The sequence below is a fragment of the Anaerosolibacter carboniphilus genome (assembly GCF_014205875.1).
Classification (GTDB): domain Bacteria; phylum Bacillota; class Clostridia; order Peptostreptococcales; family Thermotaleaceae; genus Anaerosolibacter; species Anaerosolibacter carboniphilus.
Genome location: NZ_JACHEN010000006.1, coordinates 146779 through 169307 on the forward strand (window position 1 = coordinate 146779; position 22529 = coordinate 169307).

Below are 22529 nucleotides of genomic sequence, written 5' to 3' on the forward strand. Positions count from 1 at the left end.
TTGTGTCTATCTATTTCAAATGCATCAAGGCATCAATGTAATCAGCATCATATTTCTGGGTAGAAAGAAAATGAATGAAGGTTTTGTCAGGAATACTATTGGAATCGATAATGCCTCGTTTTATAAATTCTGAAAGAAAATCTTGCACATTTTCTGGATAGATGCTTAAATCCATATGATGTCCTCCTATTTTGTGATTTTAATGGACTACTATTCTATATGAATAATATCTGAAATACATTCAGAAAATATTCTTAGGGAATTTGTTTTGATCCTATGAAGATACAGGCTCAAGAAAAGCATGAAGGGAAAGGATGGATGCAAATGGAAGACAGAAGAACGGCAGAGGAAATTATTCGTCAGATAAATGGGATGGATCAGAATAACTCAAACAACATTGAGCATATCACCAGTATAGATTTATTATTATCAGATGATAATAATGGAACTGTGAAGGATGCACGGGTATCTGAGAAATTCAATGCATTAAAAAGGTCAATGGAAGAGGCAAATCAGTTGACCAAGGAGTTTGTTGAAATCCTGAGAAGACGCAGTTAAAGATATATTTACGCTTATAACGAAGAGTAAGGAAAATCATGTAAGAAATTCCTTACTCTCGTTTTGTTTTTGTTGTATTATTCATATGTAGAATAGTCATCCATGTATACAGAAAGATTAATAATTTTTCTAAAGGGTTTGACAGCTAATGGAAATTGTAGTATAATTTTATAAATTTATCGATTTATTTCTATTCATAATTAGGTGTATGGATATACATCCTATGGATCTGATATCATATCTCAATTATATGTACTCTACGAAAAATCAAATCTTAGATTATTCTATTTCAAATGATGAGGATTATTACATTAAAAAATTGTTTATTTGGCTTATTTATAGTATATAAAATAATTAATATTTATTATTATATAAAAAATATTGTCGAAATATTCGTAAAAGTATTTTGAATCAGCCTCATAAATTTTCTTCATGGGAGGTATGGGTTAACACATCTTTCGTAGTCCCCTTGTCTTCAAGTCATTGTGCCTTACAGGATTTTGAGAAAGGAGAGATGCAAATGTTAGAAATTTTACAGAAAAACAAATTGGCAGAGAGTCTATTACATGAAGTTCAAACGACAGTATCCCATGATTTTCAAATGGAGATGCTGGGGAAAGAAAAGATGGATGAGATAATGAAACTTCAGGATATTGTTTATGAGCATGTAGAGAACAAGGAAACCTATCATCCCAATACCCTTGAAGAAAACTATGATATATTGGATGTGGGAGGACATATTTTAGGGGTATATTTTAAAAGCCAATTGATTGCTTTTCGAATTATTGATACGCCAGGATTGGGTAACCGTAATCTAGGAAAAGATCTGGACTTTTCTGAAGAAGAATTGAAGAAGGTTGCTATTTTTGATTCAACAGTGGTACATCCTGATTTTAGAGGACATGGTCTGCAATTTAAAACCCTATTAAAGAGTAAAGAAATTTTATTTCAGCAAGGCTATAGCCATGGTCTGGCTACCATATCTCCAAACAACCTTTATAGTGTAAGGAATCTCATAAAAGCGGGCTTTGTCATAAAAGAAGTAAAAAAGAAGTATGGTGCTATTGATGATGAGATTGATGGGAAACTACGTTATATCTTATGGACAGATTTACAAAAGGAAGCTGGGAAGCAATATCGACACACGGTCCATTTAGTAAATAACCAAATTGAAAAGCAAAAGATGTTTTTGAATAATGGGTATGAGGGCTTTAAGATTGTATCCCATGAACAAATTGACAATTTTACCATCGCATATGGAAAAGAATAATGGAAAGGTCATAGGTGAAGAACAATTCGTCTATGACCTTTTATGATTATATCAATCATGGAGAAAAAATTTTGCTGAGAGGGCTTCATGGAGAATGATTGGTCGGAGGATTTGATTTTTGTTGTATAGGAATGGGCTGGTAAAAGAAAACTATGAATAATGAAGAATTTTTTCTACAAAACTTGATCTCTATGAAAAGGGATAAACGGAATTTATAACTAAACCGGAGATGAAGAAGAATCAGGAGGAATTTTATGAAGAACGTCATCGTTTTGGGAGCAGGCTATGCTGGTATACAAGCAGGCCTTGCCCTTCACAAAGGCTTGAGGAATGAAGACGTAAACATTATAATGATTGATCGCCATGATCGTCATACTCTATTAACGGAACTTCATGAAGTAGCTGGAAACAGAGTGGAGGAGGATAGTGTAAAAATTCCTCTGAAGGATATTTTTCAGTATACAAAGGTGCAGGTTATTCAGGATGAAATCATTAATATTGACTTCGAAAATAAGGTGTTACAATCCAAAGCCCACCGATATGGCTATGATTATCTCATCATTGGCTGTGGCAGTGAACCAGCATACTTTGGCATTGAAGGAATGGAAGAACATGGGCTAACCCTTTGGTCATTAGAGGATGCGAGAAGGATTCACAGCCATATTCTACAAATGTTCAAGCAGGCTTCCAGGGAAGAAGATGCTGAAAAGAGACGGGCATATCTTAGCTTTATCATCGGTGGTGGTGGCTTTACAGGTATCGAAATGGTAGGAGAATTGATTCAATGGGTAAATGTTCTATGTAAAGAATATGGAATCGAGCGAAAAGAAGTAAGGATCATTGTGGTGGAAGCCATGAATCAAATTTTAACGGTACTACATCAGAGTTTAGCAGAAAAATCAGTGAACTATTTAGAGAAGAATGGTGTTGAGATTTTCACCAATGCAGCTATTACCAAGGTCGCACCAACCTATCTGGAAATCAAAGATGGAACTGTAATTCCTACCTGTACCGTGATTTGGACAGGGGGCATCAAAGCCAACAGCTTCTTAGAAGGGTTAGATTTGCCTGAGGTAAAAAGGGGAAGAATTGAGGTCAACGAATATACTCAGTCCACCAAGTATAAGAATGTGTTTTTGATAGGAGACAATTCCTATTTTGTCACAGAGCAAGGGGAGGTGCTGCCTCCATTGGTTGAATCTGCCATGCAGACAGGTAAGGCTGCCGGAAAGAATGTAATTCGACTCATTCATGATAAGCCTTTGGAGAGATGTAAGACGAAGCTTCATGGGGTAATGGTTTCCATCGGAAGAAAGTATGCTGTGGCTGATACCATGGGGTTCCGTACTTCAGGCATGATGGCCATGTTCATCAAGCATATGGTAAATATCCATTATCAGTTTGAAGTAGCAGGATTCGAGCAAGTGATCAAATATATAAAACACCAATTTATCCATGAAAGAAAAGATGATCATTTCTTAAAAGAGCATTTAACACCTCGCTCCTATACAGCCTTCTTGGTGATTATGCGCTTATATTTAGGATATATGTGGCTCTCACAGGGGATAAAAAAATATCAGGATGGATGGTTAACGAAAACCGTTATCTATGCCCAACGAATTGGGCCAGCGCTTCCAGATGCCATTGCCAATCCGAGCCCGGCAGCAGATACATCGACAGAGGCGGTGAAACAGGGATTGAATTTAATCGGTGAACATACACCCTATTGGTATGCTTGGGTTCTTGAGAACATTATTGTACCCAATGCACTACTGTTTCAAAATCTAATCGTTCTGACGGAGATTGCTCTAGGCTTGGCATTTTTAACGGGAACCTTTACATTCATTGCAGCCTTGATCTCTATTGGAATGAATATCAATTTCCTATTCTCCACAGGATTATATGACTACTGGTATATTGTTACCTCCATTGCCTGTATGGCAGGTGCAGGTAGATCTTTCGGTGTGGATCATTATCTCATTCCATGGCTGATGCGTCAATGGCGTTATATCGTAAGGAATAGGCGATTGCGTTTAAATATTTAATCAAAACTACCCGCTCAGCGGGTAGTTTTGATTTACGAAAGACTCTGGTAAAGCATTGTATGAAGTTTCCATATACATTATTCTATAAATGTCTTTTAAATGTAAAAGCCTGGAAATGTGTTTGTAATACATTTGTAATGTATAGCTGATATAATAATAGGTAGTTCTTGCCAATGGCACAGTACCGTATGAGACAAATCAAATTATGTTGAGGTGAATATTAAGGATGAAGCCAAAAAGGTATATTTCATATTTCATTGCATTTGTCTGTATAATATCCTTAACCTTGAATACCCAAGGGGTGTTTGCGGAAGGGAATAAGGATTTCAGAGTAGTGGGATACTATTCAGAAATATTCGATGATCCAATCGATGAAAGGGTGCAGTTCGATAAATTGACCCATATTACATATGCGTTTTTAATCCCCGGTGAGGATGGGTCATTGATTGGAATTGAAAAACCTGAAAAGCTGAAAGAATTGGTTGCAAAAAGTCATAAGAACGATGTAGAAGTGTTGATTGCCGTGGGTGGATGGTCTTATCAAAACATTCCCCTGGACCCTACCTTTGAGAAACTGGCAGCATCTGATGAAGCCAGGGCAAAATTTGTAGAGAGTGTTTTGAAATTTGTAGAAGATTATGACTTTGATGGTGTAGAAATCGACTGGGAATATCCCGATGAAGGGATATCTTCCCAAAACTATGAGAAGCTGGTATTGGAATTAAGCAAAGCGCTGAAGGCAGAAGGCAAATATTTAACAGCTGCTCTCAACGGGGCATGGTCTAAAACAGAAGGACCCTCTGTATCAAGGGCTGTTACGGATCCATGCTTGAAGGCTTTTGATTGGATTAATATCATGGCTTATGATATGAACAATGAACAGCACAGTCCATTATGGTTTGCAGAGACGTCGATACAATATTGGCTTCATAGGAATGTACCTAAGGAGAAGATCGTGCTAGGGGTTCCGTTTTATGCAAAGCCAAGCTGGAAGCAATACAGGCATTTGGTAGCAGAAGATAGAGGAAATGCCTATATGGATTATGCAAAGGGTGAACCTTTTGATTCCTATTATAATGGGATACATACGATTAGAGCAAAAACGAAAGTTGCCCTTCAATATGCTTCAGGAATCATGATTTTTGATATAAATGAAGATACTACCGATGAACTAAGTCTTTTAAAGGTAATTAATGACACAAAAAACGAATTCTTTTCTTCAACATTTGCAGGGTTTCAAGATATTTATTTTATATTGAACGGTCAGCCCTTAGCGTTTGTAGAGGATGATGGATTAGGCGTGCCATTTGTTGATGAAAACAACAGGACCATGGTGCCAGTGAGAAAGGCATTGGAGAGCATAGGGGCGGCGGTTCGTTTCGAGGAAAACCCCAGCACTGTCATTGCAGAGAAAGAAGGAATCACATTGGAAATACCTATAGATAAAAATTATATTATCGTAGATGGTCGTAGGATGGACTTGGATACAAAGGCAGTCATAAGGGATGGAAGAAGCTATGTGCCTTTAAGATATTTGTTTGAGGCTTTTGGCTACGGTGTAACTTGGCATAATGAAAGCAAGACGGTGATGATCCAGCGTCCATAATGGATTATACTAGATAAAAAGAAAAGGGAAAGGAATGAGACGATGGATCAGGTGACGATCAAAGATATTAAGTTTAGCTCTTTTTTCAAATGGATGATGGGTATTTCATTTTCCTTCGGTGTGATAACGGGCATCTTATTCTGCGTCATTGGACTTATGGGAGGAAATATCACAGCCAATCTGGGGGAATCTATTCTTTATGGTATTCCAGCGGCTATTGCATCTATTTTCATTTCACCCGTTGTAGCGCTTTTTCTGGGATTGTTTGTCTGCCTGTTAGCTTATTTTCCTTTTAAATTGCTCATAAAACTCACCAAGGGATTAAGAATACGTGGTATTTTTGAGAATGACTGGAATGAGCCTAAGAAAGAAGAACATGGATAAAGGTCTTTTCAATGTTATAAAAAAGCTCCGTTGTTTGGTTAGAAATCAAGCAGCGGGGCTTTTTTAATATCTAGGATTGAACTGGCTAAAAGCAATGTAAGTATTGACAATCACCAATAATTTCAATATAATTTTCTTAGAATCCATGTGATAAAACTTAGTTCCATACAGTGGTACTTGAAAGGGGTAAAAAAATGAAGAGACAATTTTCGCTGGCACATCTTACGGTGCTAGGATGTGCACCACCTGAAATGACTTATATAGCAGCCATGGCTGGTTATGATTATGTCAGCATACGACCTATTTATATGGGTCTGCCAGGTGAGCCGAACTACGATTTAGTAGTAAACAAAGAAATGATGAAACAAACAAAAAGAGCCCTTGCGGATACAGGTGTCAAACTTCACGATATCGAGCTGGCACGTATCTATGAAGATGTAGATCCCAAAAGATATTTGCCAGCGATGGAAGTAGCAGCCGAATTAGGTGGTAAGGCTGTTTTGAGCAGCATCTGGACCCCTGATCGTAATTTTTATATCGAAAAATTTGGTGAACTTTGCGATCTGGCGAAGCAATTTGACTTAACGGTAGACTTAGAATACGTTCCTATAGCTAGTGTAAATACCCTTGCGAGAGCAGCAGATGTACTTCGGAGTGTCAATCGTGAAAATGCTGGTATTATGATTGATACCCATCATTTCCAACGGGCGAGAGATCATGTGGAGGATCTGAAAGCGTTACCACGTGAATGGTTCCACTTTGCACATCTTTGCGATGCGCCTGGGGAAATTCCTACAGAAAAAGATGAGATGACCCGTATCCTTCGCGAAGCACGTTCCTATGTAGGGGAAGGTGGTATTGATATTGCAAGCATCATAAATAGTATGCCTGAGATGGTGTATTCCATTGAACTGCCAAACTTGGAAAATGTTAAGGTACTTGGTTATGCAGAACATGCGCGACGATGTATACAGTCGGCTAAGGTTTATCTTGACGCCAATCCACGGAGATAGATTCAAGGATAACGAAGGACAGAAAAATGATTTGATCTAAAAAGGATATTATACGTATTATGTTTCATTTACTTATCTGAGAGTGAACGTTCTAAGAATTTATGATGGGAAGAAGACAAGCTTTGTTGACGAAATCAGAAGAATCCATATATAATAATAGTAAGAATATGACCTTGAAAGGGGAATCAGTTTGCATGCCGGATATCATCATCAATCAACTTAACTAGTGGAAATTCCATATTGTAGGCTTCAATGTTGAATCTGGGAGATCAGATTTATTTGTTGCGCGTGAGGCCTAACTAGTTAAGAATGATGATAAGAACTTTCGGCATGAAATGAAGTGATTTTATAGCTTCATTTGATATGGGTATCAAAGGCTGAAAATGAATTATAATTCATTTTCAGCCTTTATTTTTATTTCTTTCAAGGAGGAAACAGAATGAAAAAATTATATACTTTATATATTTTGATTTTGACTCAAGGATTGTCTTTAATCGGAAGCCGTATGACAGGAATTGCTCTAGGTATATGGTTGTTTCAAGAGAAAGGAAGCACCACTTATCTGCTGTTGGTACCGTTTTTTAATGAACTGCCTCCCATGCTTGTCGGCAGTTTGACAGGCGTACTGGTAGACCGCTGGCCACGTAAATTGGCATTGATTGTGGGGGATGCAGGCCAAGCTGCAGGAACATTGTTGTTGTTAATGAGCTTAGCCACAGGGCGTTTTGAAGTATGGCATTTGTATGTAGTGGTAACACTGCAAGGTATTTTTTCTATGCTTCAAGGGCCAGCTGCTAATGCAACAACAACGCTGCTGGTACCCGAAAAACAGCGGGAACGGGCCAATGCCATAAAAGAAATGACTTTTCCTGTGGCCGGGGTGCTTGCACCAATCCTATCGGGGCTACTCTATACCTTCGTGGGAATACAAGGTGTGATCCTTATTGATTTGACTACCTTTGTCATTTCTGTATTCGTATTGTTACTTATGCATATTCCAGAGCCTCAGGTTACTGCGGTTTCTAAGGAATATGGCGGTTCCTTTTGGAAAGAAGTAATGGGCGGGTTCCGCTATTTATTCCATAGAAAGCCCCTTTTTGGACTGGTGACTTATTATATGTTCACGAATTTCCTTTTAAATGGTCCCTTGGAATTAGTGATTCCCTATTTAATTCGTATCACAAATAGTGAGAAAATCACCACGATACTTTTAGGGGTCATGAGTGGAGGTGCCTTTATGGGTTCCATGCTGATTGCCCTATGGGGTGGTACGAGACCTCGAATTCATACATTAATGGGAGGAATGATCCTAAATGGATTGATGCTGATGGTATTTGGCGTCGTGCGAACTCCTTTTCTTTTAGCTGGTTCACTATTTTTGCTGATGATGCCACTATCCATTGGAAATGTGCTGACAATGTCCATATTGCAAATAAAAACGCCAGAAGATATGCAGGGGAGAATGTTTGCAGCTTTTTCTCAGATGTCCTATGTCACGACACCTATATCCTTCCTATTGACAGGACAGTTGATAGATAAGGTATTGGAGCCAGCCATAGGGCAGTCGGGTTGGAAGTTTGTAGAATGGATTTTTGGAGAAAGACTAGGAGCAGGCATGGGACTCCTATTGACCACCACAGGAATTCTGATTCTGATTAGCACGATTTTTGTCTATGGAATGCAGAGCATTAGAAAGTTGGAGAAAGAACTGCCAGATTATAAGGGATTAGAGGAAGAATAGGCAGATTATGGCGACATAAAAAGTTTTTTGTATATAATAAAAACTTTACTTTCCCCAGGCGACATGCTAAAATTTTCTAAATGTTTAAAACTTTCAAAAAGAGGGGAGAAGGAAAATGAACAAAAGGGGTATAGTGAAATCAAAGATACTGGTTTGGGTTGTACTGCTTGCGATGATGTTCTCAACAGTGGCATCTTATGGAGATGTGCCAATCAGATCCAGTATTCAATCAAATGACAAGTGGAAGCTAGAACACATTTATGCTACAGATGCAGCATGGGAGCAGGATTATAGCAAGCTAGACGACATGATTGGGAAGATCGAACAATACAAGGGGAAGTTAAGCAAATCGGCAGATGAACTTTTGGCAGCCTTGACCCTCAGAGACGATATGAAGAGGTTGATGGATAAGGTATATGTTTATGCAAATATGAAATATGATGAAGATCAAGGAAACGATATCTACAAAGGGATGGCTGACAGAGCTGAATCTTTAAATACAAAATTGAGTACTGCTCTTTCTTTCATGGAGCCCGAGCTTTCCAGCATGGATCAAAAGACAATGACTGAATTTATGGAGCAGAAGGAGGGGCTAAAGGTCTATAACTTTTATTTTGATAATCTTTTCAGAATGAAAGCCCATACCCTATCGGCAGGTGAAGAACAGATTCTGGCTTTAGCAGGGGATATGGCTTCTACACCTAGCAATATTCATGGAACCTTCAAGAATGTGGATAGAAAGCTTGGGAAAATACTAGATGAGCAAGGAAAAGAAATTATTCTAACGGGTGGAACATATAGTAGAATGCTAGACCATCCCAACCGAGAGTTGAGAAAGCAATCTTTTGAAGCGGAATTTACCAGTTATAATGATTATATCAATACAATCGCAGGGGCTATGTCAGGTGAAGTAAAGAAGAACATCTTTTTTGCTAAGGCAAAAAAATATGATTCGGCCCTAGCATGGTCCCTGGATCAAAACAATATTAAACCAGAAGTATACAATAGCTTAATTGAAGCGGTAAACAAGAATCTAGCACCATTGCATAAATACGTTGCCTTAAGAAAGAAAGCTTTGGGGATACAAGATAAGGTACATTATTACGATATGTACGTAACCATGGTGAATGACGTAGATACGGATATCAAATATGAAGATGGAAAGAAAATGGTAGCTGAAGCGCTGACACCCTTAGGGAATACATATATCAGTGACCTAATGGCAGGATTCTCTGAGGGCTGGGTTGATGTATATGAAACACAAAACAAACGGTCTGGCGCTTATCAATGGGGAAGTTATGACACCCATCCATATGTACTGTTAAACTATAATGGGTCCTTGGATGACGTGTTAACCATTGCCCATGAAATGGGCCATGCCCTTAATAGCTATTATTCTAATAAGTCTCAGCCCTATGCTACGGCTGAATATCCTATCTTTACCGCAGAGGTGGCATCAACGACCAATGAGTCTCTCATGCTGGATTATTTGATTAAGAATGCCAAGACAAAAGAAGAGAAAATGTACTTAATCAATACGTATCTTGAAAATATTCGAGGTTCTATTTATACCCAGTTGATGTATGCAGAGTTTGAAAAACTAATCCATGAAAAGGCAGAAGCTGGAGAGGCACTAAGTGCAACAGCATTAAATGAAATGTGGGGCAGCTTGATGCAAAAATATTATGGTCCCGATTTTGAAGTAGATGAACTCGTAAAAGTATGGTGGGCAAGAATTCCCCACTTCTACTACACTTTCTATGTATATCAGTATGCCACCGGCATGGCAGCAGCAGAGGCCATCAGTTACAAAATCATCAATGAAGGTCAGCCAGCCAGAGACGCTTATTTAGATTTTTTAGCAGCAGGAGGTTCTGATTATCCTGTAGAGATTTTAAAGAAGGCGGGCGTAGATATGTCAAGCACAATGCCGGTGGAGAAAGCACTGGCAAAATTCGATCAGTTAGTAGATGAGCTGGATCAACTAATGAGTCAATCTAAATAGAGGGAAAGGACACTGGCTATTAAACCTGGTGTCCTTTCTTTCTATTTAGATTCAAAGGGGCATTCGATAAATTGTATCTATAAAACGGTAAATTGTATGCATAAAAAATAGATTGTATTTATATTGTCTGCGTAATATAATAAATTGTAATGATCAAAAAATTGGAGGGAGTTTTATGGAAAATAATTTTGTAGGTGCTAAAAAAGCAAGTAGTAAGACAAAGGATGTAACGATATCAGGATTGCTCATCGCTCTTGTATTTATTGCTACCAAGTTTATTAATCTTCGATTGCCCATTTCTATGAATGGAGGATTAATTCACTTGGGAAATACGATGCTTTTTATGGCAGCCATTGTTTTTGGAAAGAAAAAGGGGGCTTTGGCGGGTTCTGTTGGGATGGCATTATTTGATATGGTATCTGGGTGGATGGCATGGGCACCGTTTACTTTTGTTGTCAGAGGAATCATGGGTTATGTAATAGGTAGTATTTCACATAGTAGTGGGAGAAATGGGAATAATTTATTATGGAACATGGCAGCGATTTTGATCGGTGGAATATGGATGTTATTTGGGTATTATGTTACAGAGGTTATTCTTTATGGAAACTGGGTAAGCCCTGTGACATCAATACCTGGGAATGTGGTTCAAATTATAGCAGGTGCAGTTTTAGGACTTCCGGTGATTACTGCTATTAAAAAGACGAAGTTGTTTTAATATATAGGAAATTATGATTTTCAATTTCCTATATATGGGGTGTGCAGAGGGGATTTCCCCCTTGCCGCATTCAGGAAGGTCCTCAGGAAGCTGTTTTGCAGCCGTCGAAGGAAACCTAGGGTTTCCTAGCGAAAACAAATTGCCGATAGGCAACTTTGTTCGTTTATCATAAAGGAGTTGGCATGTGATGAAAAAGCCTATGATTATGACACCAGGGCCTACCTACGTCCATGAGGATGTAAGAAAAGCTATGGCAGAAGAAATTACAAATCCTGATTTGGATCAAAATTTCTTCGATTATTATCGGGAGACTTGTAACAAATTGAAAGAGCTGCTGCATACAAAAAATGATATCTTAATTTTAAGTGGCGAAGGGATATTAGGGTTAGAGGCGGCCTGTGCATCTCTAATTGAGCCAGGAGATCGGGTACTTTGTATTGATAACGGAATTTTTGGTAATGGCTTTGGGGATTTTGTAAAAATGTATGGTGGAGAAGTGGTTTATTTCCAATCAGATTATCGCAGGGCTGTGGATGTGGAAAAACTAGAGAATTTTCTAAAAGAAGATCATGATTTTAAAATAGCTACATTGGTCCATTGTGAAACTCCTTCAGGAATTACGAACCCAGTGGATCATATCTGTCCCCTTTTGAACAAATATGGGATTATCTCAGTGGTAGATTCCGTTTCGGCGGTTGGCGGTGAGCCATTAAGAACCGACGATTGGAAAATTGATATGATATTGGGGGGATCTCAAAAGTGTTTATCAGCACCTCCAGGCTTGACTTTCTTAAGTATCAGTGACAATGCATGGCGTAAAATATTGAATAGAAGGGTAGCCATCACAGGTTTTTATACGAACCTTTCCCATTGGAAAAACTGGGATAAAGAGAAATGGTTCCCCTATACCCAGCCTATTAGTGATATCTATGGATTAAGAACTGCCATTGAAAGATGGCTGCAAGAAGCTTCTCCAGTTGAAAGGCATCAGAAGATTGGAAATGCCGTAAGACAGAGCCTGATGGAGTCTGGATTAGTGTTATACCCAGTAGACGGGTATTCCAATACGGTTACAACAGTAATGGTTCCTGCTGAAACTTCATTTCAAGAGATTAATGAAAAGATGTTAAAGGAACATAACATCATGATAGGAGGAGCTTTTGGATTCTTAAAGGATAAGGTGTTTCGTATCGGCCACATGGGGGAAAATTGTAGGGAAGAAAAGCTGTACATAACCATGAAGGCATTGAATGGTGCGTTAAGAGAGTTAAAGGTACCATTGAAGGATGATCTCCATAGACTGTTTCTAAAGAATATGGAAGAAAGATAAAAGTACTTTATGAGAGAAATATTAAATCCAAGTTTTAGGTCGCTGTTATAGCGGCCTTTTTGATATATAGGAAATTATGGTTTTCAATTTCCTATATATGGGGTGTGCAGAGGGGATTTTCCCCTTTGCCGTATTCAGGAAGGTCCTCAGGCTGTTTTGCAGCCGTCGAAGGAAACCTAGGGTTTCCTAGCGAAAACAAATTGCCGATAGGCAACTTTGTTCATTTAATACATCCAATGTAAATGCTGTCGAAAGTTGCGAAAAATTTAAGCAGGAATTTTGTAAAATATAGGAAATAAGTTGCTAAAGAAATATTTAAAACTTGATGATGTTTTCCGATATATTGTTTACCGAGTTTATTGCTACGTTATTAGCTACAAGGGGGAAGGTTTATGGTATTGGGAAAAACACAAAGGGATAAGGCTGGGCGACAAGGTGATGCATTCAGCCAAACTCAAGGAGAGATCATACTTTATCTAAAGAATAAAATCATGGAGTTGGAGCAGGAGATTCAACAGAGAAAAAAGATTGAGAAAGCTCTATGTGAGCGGGAAGAACATTTAAAACAAATTGTAGATAATACGATTGATATCATTTCCAAAACGAATTTGGAAGGCATCCTTCAATATGTGACACCTTCCCATGAAGATATTCTGGGATATACGTCTGCTGATCTTTTGGGCAAGCCGATTTTTGCATTGATCCATCCTGATGACCGACAGAAGCTGATGGGTCAGTTTTTTGAAAATGTGTCGGAGAGGGTGAGTGAGAGTTATAAGATAGAATGTAGGTATAGACATGCAAGGGGGCATTATGTCTGGCTGGAAGCCGTCGGAAAACTAATTTATGATCAGAAAAATCAACCTGTGGGAGCTATATTCTGTTCTAGGGATATCACCCAGCGCAAGGAAGATGAAAGGGCATTGAAATTGGCCATGGAATGTGACGAAGTGAAAACGGAATTCTTTACCAATATATCCCATGAGTTGAAGACACCGATAAATGTAATATTGGGATCTAATGAGATGATTGATCTAATTGCGCGAGACATGGAGGATGCAGCTTCTAAAGAAAAGCTAGTTAAATATATTCGCATGGTCAAGCAGAACTGCTATCGCCTCATTCGGTTGGTAAATAATTTTATTGATAGGACGAAGATCGATTCAGGTTATATTCATGCAGAATTAGGGAATTATGACATCGTTAGAATTGTTGAAGATATTACATTATCTGTGGCAGAATACATAGGAAACAAGGGCGTAGATATGGTTTTTGATACAAGTGTAGAGGAGAAAGTGATGGCATGCGATCCTGATAAGATCGAGAGAATTATACTGAACCTCCTTTCCAATGCCATAAAGTTTACATCGTCAGGAGGACAAATATCTGTTCACATTTCTGAAGAGAAGGACAATATTCATATCTGTGTAAAAGACACTGGAGAAGGGATTCCAAAAGAAAAGCAGGATGAAATATTTAAGCGATTTATTCAATGTGAAAAAACATTTGCAAAAAACCAAGAAGGAAGCGGCATTGGTCTATCTTTAGTAAAATCTCTCGTAGAAATGCATCATGGGCGAATTATACTAAAGAGTGAAGTTGGTCAGGGTAGTGAATTTGAGATCGTGCTGCCTGTAAAAAGGATTGAAGCAGGTCAAATACAGGAGAGAAATACCTACTATAGCACGGGCAATATTGAAAGAATTCATATTGAGTTTTCAGATATATATGTAAAATAAGTATGAAAAAGGATGGCGAAAGGCCATCCTTTTTCATACTTATTTTACAAGGGTATTTAGTACCTTCTTAATGATGTCGTAATCATAACCTCTCCTTTGTAAAAAACTGCCAAGCTTCCGATACTGGGCGTTTTTATCATCATTTCGATAGGTAGAATTCAGCTTTTTTCTTCCAAGATCTAGGGCTGTTTCGAATTCATCAATAGGATCAATTTGTTCGTTTATCGCCTCTTGGACAGTAGTTTTGTCGATTCCCTTCTGATAAAGCTCCTGCTTAATCCGCATCTTACCCAACTTTTGAATGTTTACCTTATCACGGATATAAGACGCCGCGAAATCCTCATCGTTAATGTAGTTATGGGTTTGGAGGAAAGCCAAGGTTTTTTCGATGGTTGGAGCCTCATATTCTTTTTCTTTCATCTTCTTCTCCACTTCCTGGCGGGTTCTACCGCGGAAGGATAAAAGCTTGAGGGCATAGTGATTGGCCTTATTCTGTTCCTCTTCTTCAATGATTGTTTCCATGGAGGCAGGATCAATTTCTTTCCCTTTCAGCAAACGGTATTTCACCAGCAAGTCTTCAGAGATGCCAAAAGCAAACTGATGATCTACATAGATGGAATAGCGACCTTTGTTCTTTTCCTGCTGCTCAATTTTTGTAATGATTCCTCGATGAATTTCTGACATTTGTATACCTCCTCCATAAAAGGATCTAATAACATTTTACTATATTTTATCCACAGAAGAGCGTATATTTCATAAAAAATACAAAGGTTGTTCACAGTAAGGACACAAAAGACGTTTAAACTAGGTAATGTAAGTAAAACAAATTTTGAGGAGGAAACAACATGAACAAAGTATTAGCAACAGCATTGGCATTGACTTTGTCAGTAGGAGTACTGACATCCCCAGTGTTAGCAGATAACCAGGAAACAGAGCAAGCGCCGAAAAATGTGCTTGCAGGAAAAATTCAAGCACCTGAAGAAAAGATAATAGAGGGGACTATTCAGGAGATACAAGATCATGCTTGGATTGTGGCTGACCAGGATGGGAAAGAATATACAGTTCCAATCTTTGGATTTGAGCAATTAGAGGATTATAAAAAGTTGGATCCAACAGTCGGAACAAAGGTGACCCTAAAAGGAAATAGCCTAAATCTAGCGAATGGCCCAGTAAAGATCTTCCGTACAGCAGCAGGTATAAAGGGAGATGAAGATGCAGCGCTTTCTGAGACTGTGACAGTATTTAAGCTAGGGAACAAAGAGGGCATTGTTGAACTAGACAAAGAAGATATTTTAAAGATAATGTCGGATAAAGAAACAGGGGGTATCCATGTCGTAAAAGCGATTCCGGCTGAAGAAGGAATGAATTTGACAGAAAAGGATTTTGCTGAAATTTCAGAGAAAGCACCGGTCTTAAAGATGAAGGGAGAAGAAGGGATTATTGAATTAGATAAGGAAGAGATTCTTAAAAGGATAAAGGATGAAGGGGTAGAGATTGGTGAAGCTGTAAAAGGTATCCCTGTCGAAGGAAACGTGATTTCCATGGGTAAGGATTTTCTGAAAGAATTAAAGGGAGATTTGTTTACGGCCCATGAGATCACTGTCGGTGGCATGACATTAAAGCTGCCAGCAATGAAAATAGCTATACCAGCATTGCCAGCCACAGAAAAAGTGGAGGAGTAATATACACATAGATAGCAAACAAATACCTACTTATGGGCTATAATATAAGTAGGTATTTGCTTTGTTCATCTATAGGAAATTATGGTCTTTAATTCCTAAAGGAGGAATGGGAATGAACAGAAATTTATTGTTGATAGAAGATGAAGATAGAATGAGAGAAATCTTAGTGGATTATTTTAAGAAAGAACAATTCCATATTTTTGAAGCATCCAATGGAAGGGAAGCCATGGAGATATTTGAAGAGAACAATATTCATCTGGTAATTTTAGATATTATGATTCCAGAGATTGATGGATGGGCGGTTTGCAAGAGAATAAGAAAAGAATCGGATGTACCAGTCATTATGCTGACAGCTCGTTCTGATGAAGATGATAAATTGATGGGTTATGAGTTAGGCGCTGATGACTATGTGACAAAGCCCTTCAGTCCAAAGGTTCTGGTGGCTAAATCAAAAATGCTGCTAAAGCGGGCCGAAGGAAATGTAGGAAAGGATAGCAGCGTTTTACATTGCGGGGGAATTGAGATCAATAAGTTGTCTCGTGCGGTGAAGTTGGATGATGTATTGGTAGAACTAGCACCCAAGGAATATGAGCTGCTTTTATATATGATGGAAAATAAGGAAATGGTATTGACGAGAGAACAAATTTTAAATCATGTGTGGGGATATGATTATTTCGGAGATCTTCGTACTGTGGATACCCATATCAAAAAGATACGGAGCAAGCTGGGAGAATGGTCTAAACATATCGGCACCATCACCCGAGTGGGGTATAAATTTGAGGTGAACAAATGAGGAACAAAAGTATAACCTTTAAGCTTTTTGCCATTACTTCAGCATTTTTTATATTTTTTTTAATGGTTACGGCTGTTGCTCAAACATTGTTTTTTGAAAGATTCTATATCTATCAGAAAGTAAATCGCCTGGAAAAAAGTATAGAAGACTTTGCAAACTTGTATGAAGGAAGACCATGGGATCAGAAAACGATCGTCAAGAATATCAACAAGTTTATTGATCAAAATAACGCTCAAGTGGCTATATTAAACGAACGTGGTGCACCTAAGTATGTCCATGCCTTTGATATTGTAGTGGAAAATGCAGAAAAAGAGAGAATTACGATTCCTTTAAACAATATTATGATGATGGAAGTATTCCAGGAACTGAATGTAACTGTAGGATCCGATGTGAAGCTGGAAGGCATCTTTACTGGAGAAAAGTATGGTACGTTCTACCCATTTCGTATCCAGATGAAGGGTTCCCCGTGGCTAAGCTTGAACCAGTTAACACCAGCTGTAAACAAATTCAAAATCATCAGTATACCTAAAACAGCAGAATTTGCCATACAAGCTCAACCAGGGAAAATTGCAGTTCAAAAAGGTGATATACCCTTCGAAGTAGCTGGGAGTAAGGAAGCGCAAGTTATCCAAATCAATATGGAAAATATTGAAGGAAAGATCGTAGAGGTTAATCTGCCAGAACGAAGGGATAATATGGCGCCATACAAAGAAGACATGTTTTGGTCTGCTGTGGATCAATGGTTTTGGGTTGCAAATGGAGAAAATTTTGCATTTAAAGATGATGAAGTCATTCGTTATCCATATAAGAATCCCATGAATGGTATCGACAATGTTGTCTTGGTAAAACCCATTATAGAAGATGGAAGATTACGTGAAATGATCTTTACCATGACCTCGCTGCAGCCCGTTGGAGAAGCCGCTGGAGTGATGAAGGATTACTATATCTACCTATTTCTTCTCGCTGGTTTATTGATCATGGCATTATCCTATATTTACTCCAAAATGGTTGCGAAACCGCTGATTCAGATCAACAATGCAGCAGTGAAGATGGCAAACCTTGATTTTTCAGTGACCTGTGACAGTACATCCACCGATGAAATCGGAAGCTTAGCCAACAGCTTAAACAGCCTTTCCAAAAACCTTAGCAGGAGCATGGCGGATTTACAGACAACCAACGAAAAACTTAAAGTAGAAATTGAAAAGGAAAGAAGCTTGGAAAAAATGAGGAAAGAGTTCGTCTCCAGTGTATCTCATGAGTTGAAGACACCTTTGGGTATCATGAAGGGATATGCTGAGGGATTAAAAGATGGGATAGCTGAAGAGAAGAAAGAATATTATCTGGAAGTGATTCTGGATGAAATAGGAAAAATGGATGTTCTCGTATTGGATATGCTGGAGTTATCTAAGTTGGAGTCTAAGGCCTATCAGCTGAAGAAACAGAATTTTTCTATCCATTCATTGATTGACGAGGTGGCCCATCGTTTTATTCAACAGGTTCAGAAAAAAGGTCTACGATTAAAACATATTTATGAAGAAGATGAATGCTGGTGTTATGGAGATATGTGGCGGATTGAGCAGGTGATCGTTAATCTATTGAGTAATGCCATAAGGCATGCACCAGTGGAAGGGAATATTCATATTTATATAAAAACGAGGGAAGATCAAGTCGTAATTGGGATTGAAAACGAGGGGCAGCCTATTCCAGAAGAGAAGATGGATAGAATCTGGGATCGTTTCTATCGACTTGAAGAAGCGAGAGGGCGTCAATCAGGGGGAACAGGATTGGGTCTTGCCATCGTAAAAAATATTTTAGAGCTTCATGGAAGTGAATATGGTGTAAGGAATACTGACATGGGCGTGGAATTTTTCTTTACGCTAGCGAAAGGGATAGAAGCATGAAGAAGATAAGTATGTTTAGTATCTTCCTATTTAGGGAATAATTGAAATAATAAATTGATTTCTGTTTTATTATTTGATACAATACTTTCAAATGAATATTTGGCAAAGAAGGGAAGTAGTAGGTTGAATCTTTGTTTCCAGAGAGTCATCGGTTGGTGAAAGATGACAGCAAAGAAAATTGAACTCGTCCTGGAGCTATTGGGGTGAAAGTATTAGCCCTGATCGGATAAACCCGTTATCGTTTTTGAGAGGACAGTCTAAGGCTGTCAAATAGAGTGGTACCGCGAGTCTTTCGTCTCTATATGGAGATGAAGGACTTTTTATTTTTATACTAAAAAGAGGATGTGAACAGCATGAAAGAGTATAATCCAAAAAACCTTGAGAAGAAGTGGCAGGACATATGGGATGAAAAAGGAACTTTTTATGCTTCCGATGACAAGTCGAAGCCTAAATATTATGCATTGGTAGAGTTCCCTTATCCATCGGGACAAGGGCTCCACGTTGGACATCCAAGATCCTATACAGCCTTGGACGTTGTATCGAGAAAAAGAAGATTGCAAGGTTATAATGTTCTTTATCCTATGGGATGGGATGCATTCGGATTACCGACAGAAAACTTTGCTATCAAAAATAAGATTCACCCAAGGATCGTTACGGAGCAAAATATTGCTCGCTTCAAGGCTCAATTGAAATCATTGGGATTATCCTTTGACTGGTCAAGAGAGGTAGATACCACAGATCCTAACTACTACAAATGGACCCAATGGATTTTTCTAAAGCTTTTTGAAAAAGGATTAGCCTATAAAAAAGAGGCAGCTATTAACTGGTGTACAGATTGTAAGGTTGGTTTGGCCAATGAAGAGGTGGTCAATGGTGTTTGTGAGCGTTGCGGCGGCGAGGTCGTTCGTAAGATCAAAAACCAATGGATGCTAAAAATAACAGAATATGCAGAACGATTGATCAAGGACTTACAAATTGTCGATTATATCGACCGTGTAAAAATTCAGCAGGAAAATTGGATTGGTCGCTCCACAGGAATGGAAATTGATTTTAATGTGACGGGCAATCAACAGATTAGGGTTTATACCACAAGGCCAGATACATTGTTTGGTGCAACCTATATGGTTATTGCCCCTGAACATCCATTGATTGAGGAATTGAAAAGTCACATCACAAATTTAAATGAGATTGAAGCCTATAAAGAACAAGCCAGCAAGAAGTCTGATTTTGAGCGAACTGAGCTGGTAAAAGAGAAAACTGGGGTAGAGATTCAAGGCGTTAAGGCGATAAATCCTGTCACAGAAAAGGAAATTCCAATCTTCATTTCTGATTATGTATTGATATCCTATGGTACAGGTGCCATCATGGCTGTACCAGGCCACGATACAAGGGACTGGGAATTTGCAAAGAAATTTAATCTTCCAATTGTGGAGGTTGTAGCAGGCGGTAATGTGGAAGAAGCTGCCTACACGGATACAGAGAGCGGTGTCTTGATAAACTCTGGATTTATCAATGGCTTAGAAGTAAAGGAAGCCAAGGAAAAGATCAGCAGCTGGCTTGAGGAAAAAGGAATTGGTCAGCGAAAGGTAAACTTTAAGTTGAGAGACTGGGTATTCTCCCGTCAGCGGTACTGGGGAGAGCCAATTCCGCTGGTTTACTGCCAGGAATGTGGATGGGTCCCTGTACCAGAGGAAGAACTGCCAGTGGTGTTGCCTGAGGTAGAGAGCTATGAGCCTACGGAAAATGGAGAATCTCCATTGGCTAACATGCGAGATTGGGTGGAAACTACCTGTCCAAAGTGTGGAGGAAAAGGGGAAAGAGAAACAGATACCATGCCGCAATGGGCAGGATCCTCTTGGTATTTCTTAAGATATACAGATCCTTATAACGATAAAGAACTGGCCAGCAAGGAGAATCTTGATTATTGGACACCGATTGATTGGTACAATGGTGGTATGGAGCATACAACCCTGCATCTATTGTACTCTAGATTTTGGCATAAGTTCCTATATGATTATGGTGTAGTACCAACGCCAGAGCCATATCAGAAGCGTACGTCCCATGGTATGATCTTGGGTGAAAACAGCGAGAAAATGTCAAAATCCAGAGGCAATGTGGTAAATCCTGATGACATTGTTGAGGAGTTTGGGGCAGATACCCTGAGAGTATATGAAATGTTTATTGGGGATTTCGAGAAGAGTGTACCGTGGTCACAAAATGGTATCAAGGGATGCCGAAGATTCCTAGATCGTACTTGGAAACTTCAAAGCATCTTGGTGGATGGAGATGCGCTATCCAGTGACCTGGAAAGCACCATTCATAAAACGATCAAAAAGGTCAGCGAAGACTTTGAAAACTTGAAGTTTAACACAGCTATAGCAGCCTTGATGTCTTTGATCAATGATTTTAATGGGAAAGGTGCTATCAATAAAGCAGAATTTAAGGTATTCTTAATGTTACTCAATCCAATCGCACCCCATATTACAGAAGAACTGTGGCAGATGAATGGGTTCGAAGGTATGGTTACAGATCAATCTTGGCCACAGTGGGATGAAGCCAAAACAAAGGATGATACCATTGAAATGGCTGTACAGGTGAATGGTAAAGTAAGGGGTACCATCGTCATCGCTGCTGATGCTTCTCAAGAAGACGCAAAAGAAAAGGCAATGGCAGACGAAAAGATTTTTGCCTTTATCGATGGAAAATCCGTCGTGAAAGAAATCTACGTACCAGGTAAGATCTTTAATATCGTTGTGAAGTAAATATATTTTATAGACAGTCCTTGTCAAAAGATTAGGGCTGTTTTTCATTTTTCATATTGAAAAGAAGAAAAAGAAGTATTATAATATACATGATTATATGAGCATTTATTCATATAATATTGGGAGGTATTATTATGAAAGTCACAAATGTTTTATCATTTATATTGTTTATCATTTTTCTTGTATCTTATCTCATGAAGTTATTCATGCTATATAGAAGGCATGGTATCCATGGGAATGTACTGGGGAAAGGGAAAAAGGGAAGAGAAATTGACCATACGGAAATTTTGCTTAAGATTACCACCTTTGTATGGGGGTTCGTATGGTTTTTTGAATCAGTGGCAGATGATTTGGTTAGAAATGTTTTTAAAGATTTTCCTGTTAACGATAATATACGTTATGTTGGCATCGCAGCCATGGCAGCAGGGCTAGGGTTATTTATTTTAGCTATGATTACAATGAGAACATCATGGCGGGTAGGTATTGATAAGAAAACAAAAACAGAGCTAATTACAGAGGGAATCTATAGATATAGCAGAAATCCAGCCTTTGTTGGCTTTGATCTCATGTTTACAGGTGTGTTTTTAACATATCCCAATATACTCACATTCTTTGTTTTCATATTGAATGTTATGTCAATTCATAAACTCATCCTTCAAGAGGAGAAACATTTAGAGATGATTTTCCAGGAACGATATAGAGAATATAAGAATGAGACAGCAAGGTATTTATTTTTCTAGGGATCGATTTATTCAAAAGTATAATAAATCGATTTTTATATTGAGGAGGAAATCAGTGGGAAATAGAGAAGTAGTCTTAGTAGAATGATGCGACAGAAGGACGAGGTTGTAGACCAGCCACCAAAAGTCAATATAAATTTTTTAAAAAAACTAGAGAAATCAAGTTGATAGAAAATAGGCATAACAAATAAGCCAAAGAAAAGTACCTACATTGGCTAGTGTGAACTTTATCTTAAAGTACTTAT

Annotated in this window: 18 protein-coding genes and 1 other annotated feature; of the genes, 16 read left to right on the plus strand and 2 right to left on the minus strand. The window is 38.4% G+C overall.

Features of this window, described 5'->3' with window-relative positions; translation table 11 throughout:
* Positions 1-10: 10 nt before the first annotated feature.
* Positions 11-175 carry a hypothetical protein gene (locus HNQ80_RS06785; protein WP_184309468.1) on the minus strand — a complete coding sequence of 55 codons (165 nt, stop codon included), beginning with the start codon at positions 173-175 and terminating at the stop codon, positions 11-13.
* Between the two features lie 149 nt (positions 176-324).
* Between HNQ80_RS06785 and HNQ80_RS06790 the strand changes: the two genes are divergently transcribed.
* The 11 genes from HNQ80_RS06790 to HNQ80_RS06840 all read left to right on the plus strand — a co-directional run bounded on the left by HNQ80_RS06790 (position 325) and on the right by HNQ80_RS06840 (position 14406).
* Positions 325-558 carry a hypothetical protein gene (locus tag HNQ80_RS06790; RefSeq protein WP_184309470.1) on the plus strand — a complete coding sequence of 78 codons (234 nt, stop codon included), beginning with the start codon at positions 325-327 and terminating at the stop codon, positions 556-558.
* A gap of 520 nt (positions 559-1078) precedes the next feature.
* The gene (locus HNQ80_RS06795) at positions 1079-1828 is read left to right on the plus strand and encodes a GNAT family N-acetyltransferase (RefSeq protein WP_184309471.1); all 750 of its coding nucleotides are present in this window, start codon (positions 1079-1081) and stop codon (positions 1826-1828) included.
* A 254-nt stretch (positions 1829-2082) separates the two neighbouring features.
* Positions 2083-3873: an NAD(P)/FAD-dependent oxidoreductase gene (locus HNQ80_RS06800; RefSeq protein ID WP_184309473.1), complete on the plus strand. Its 1791-nt coding sequence runs from the start codon at positions 2083-2085 to the stop codon at positions 3871-3873.
* Positions 3874-4099: 226 nt separating this feature from the next.
* The gene (locus HNQ80_RS06805) at positions 4100-5479 is read left to right on the plus strand and encodes a glycosyl hydrolase family 18 protein (protein WP_184309475.1); all 1380 of its coding nucleotides are present in this window, start codon (positions 4100-4102) and stop codon (positions 5477-5479) included.
* A gap of 42 nt (positions 5480-5521) precedes the next feature.
* Complete coding sequence (locus tag HNQ80_RS06810; protein ID WP_184309477.1) at positions 5522-5863, plus strand: hypothetical protein; 342 nt, start codon at positions 5522-5524, stop codon at positions 5861-5863.
* 194 nt (positions 5864-6057) lie between these two features.
* Positions 6058-6876 carry a sugar phosphate isomerase/epimerase family protein gene (locus HNQ80_RS06815; RefSeq protein ID WP_184309479.1) on the plus strand — a complete coding sequence of 273 codons (819 nt, stop codon included), beginning with the start codon at positions 6058-6060 and terminating at the stop codon, positions 6874-6876.
* Positions 6877-7315: 439 nt separating this feature from the next.
* Positions 7316-8617 (plus strand): MFS transporter, encoded by a 1302-nt coding sequence (locus HNQ80_RS06820; RefSeq protein WP_184309481.1) that lies wholly within the window; start codon positions 7316-7318, stop codon positions 8615-8617.
* Between the two features lie 115 nt (positions 8618-8732).
* Entirely contained in the window at positions 8733-10622 is a 1890-nt protein-coding gene (gene pepF / locus HNQ80_RS06825; RefSeq protein ID WP_184309483.1) for an oligoendopeptidase F, read from the plus strand.
* Positions 10623-10797: 175 nt separating this feature from the next.
* Positions 10798-11337, plus strand: a complete 540-nt coding sequence (locus tag HNQ80_RS06830; protein ID WP_184309485.1) for an ECF transporter S component — start codon at positions 10798-10800, stop codon at positions 11335-11337.
* 187 nt (positions 11338-11524) lie between these two features.
* On the plus strand, positions 11525-12667 hold the full coding sequence (locus HNQ80_RS06835; protein ID WP_184309487.1) for a pyridoxal-phosphate-dependent aminotransferase family protein: 1143 nt from the start codon (positions 11525-11527) through the stop codon (positions 12665-12667).
* A gap of 392 nt (positions 12668-13059) precedes the next feature.
* Positions 13060-14406, plus strand: a complete 1347-nt coding sequence (locus tag HNQ80_RS06840; protein WP_184309489.1) for a PAS domain-containing sensor histidine kinase — start codon at positions 13060-13062, stop codon at positions 14404-14406.
* A gap of 39 nt (positions 14407-14445) precedes the next feature.
* On the opposite strand, the gene HNQ80_RS06845 is transcribed toward HNQ80_RS06840, so the two are convergent.
* Positions 14446-15090, minus strand: a complete 645-nt coding sequence (locus HNQ80_RS06845; protein ID WP_184309491.1) for a RecX family transcriptional regulator — start codon at positions 15088-15090, stop codon at positions 14446-14448.
* 161 nt (positions 15091-15251) lie between these two features.
* Here HNQ80_RS06845 and HNQ80_RS06850 point away from each other — a divergent pair, with 161 nt between their 5' ends.
* From HNQ80_RS06850 to HNQ80_RS06870, 5 genes are all read left to right on the plus strand, one after another.
* Positions 15252-16088: a hypothetical protein gene (locus HNQ80_RS06850; protein WP_184309493.1), complete on the plus strand. Its 837-nt coding sequence runs from the start codon at positions 15252-15254 to the stop codon at positions 16086-16088.
* Positions 16089-16200: 112 nt separating this feature from the next.
* On the plus strand, positions 16201-16881 hold the full coding sequence (locus tag HNQ80_RS06855; RefSeq protein ID WP_184309495.1) for a response regulator transcription factor: 681 nt from the start codon (positions 16201-16203) through the stop codon (positions 16879-16881).
* Complete coding sequence (locus HNQ80_RS06860) at positions 16878-18782, plus strand: sensor histidine kinase (protein WP_184309497.1); 1905 nt, start codon at positions 16878-16880, stop codon at positions 18780-18782. The genes HNQ80_RS06855 and HNQ80_RS06860 overlap by 4 nt, the downstream gene beginning before the upstream one ends.
* Positions 18783-18878: 96 nt before the next feature.
* Positions 18879-19085: a binding site (T-box leader), on the plus strand.
* Between the two features lie 50 nt (positions 19086-19135).
* Positions 19136-21544, plus strand: coding sequence for a leucine--tRNA ligase (gene leuS / locus HNQ80_RS06865; RefSeq protein ID WP_184309499.1), 2409 nt, complete (start codon positions 19136-19138; stop codon positions 21542-21544).
* A gap of 134 nt (positions 21545-21678) precedes the next feature.
* Complete coding sequence (locus HNQ80_RS06870; protein ID WP_184309501.1) at positions 21679-22284, plus strand: methyltransferase family protein; 606 nt, start codon at positions 21679-21681, stop codon at positions 22282-22284.
* Positions 22285-22529 lie beyond the last annotated feature (245 nt).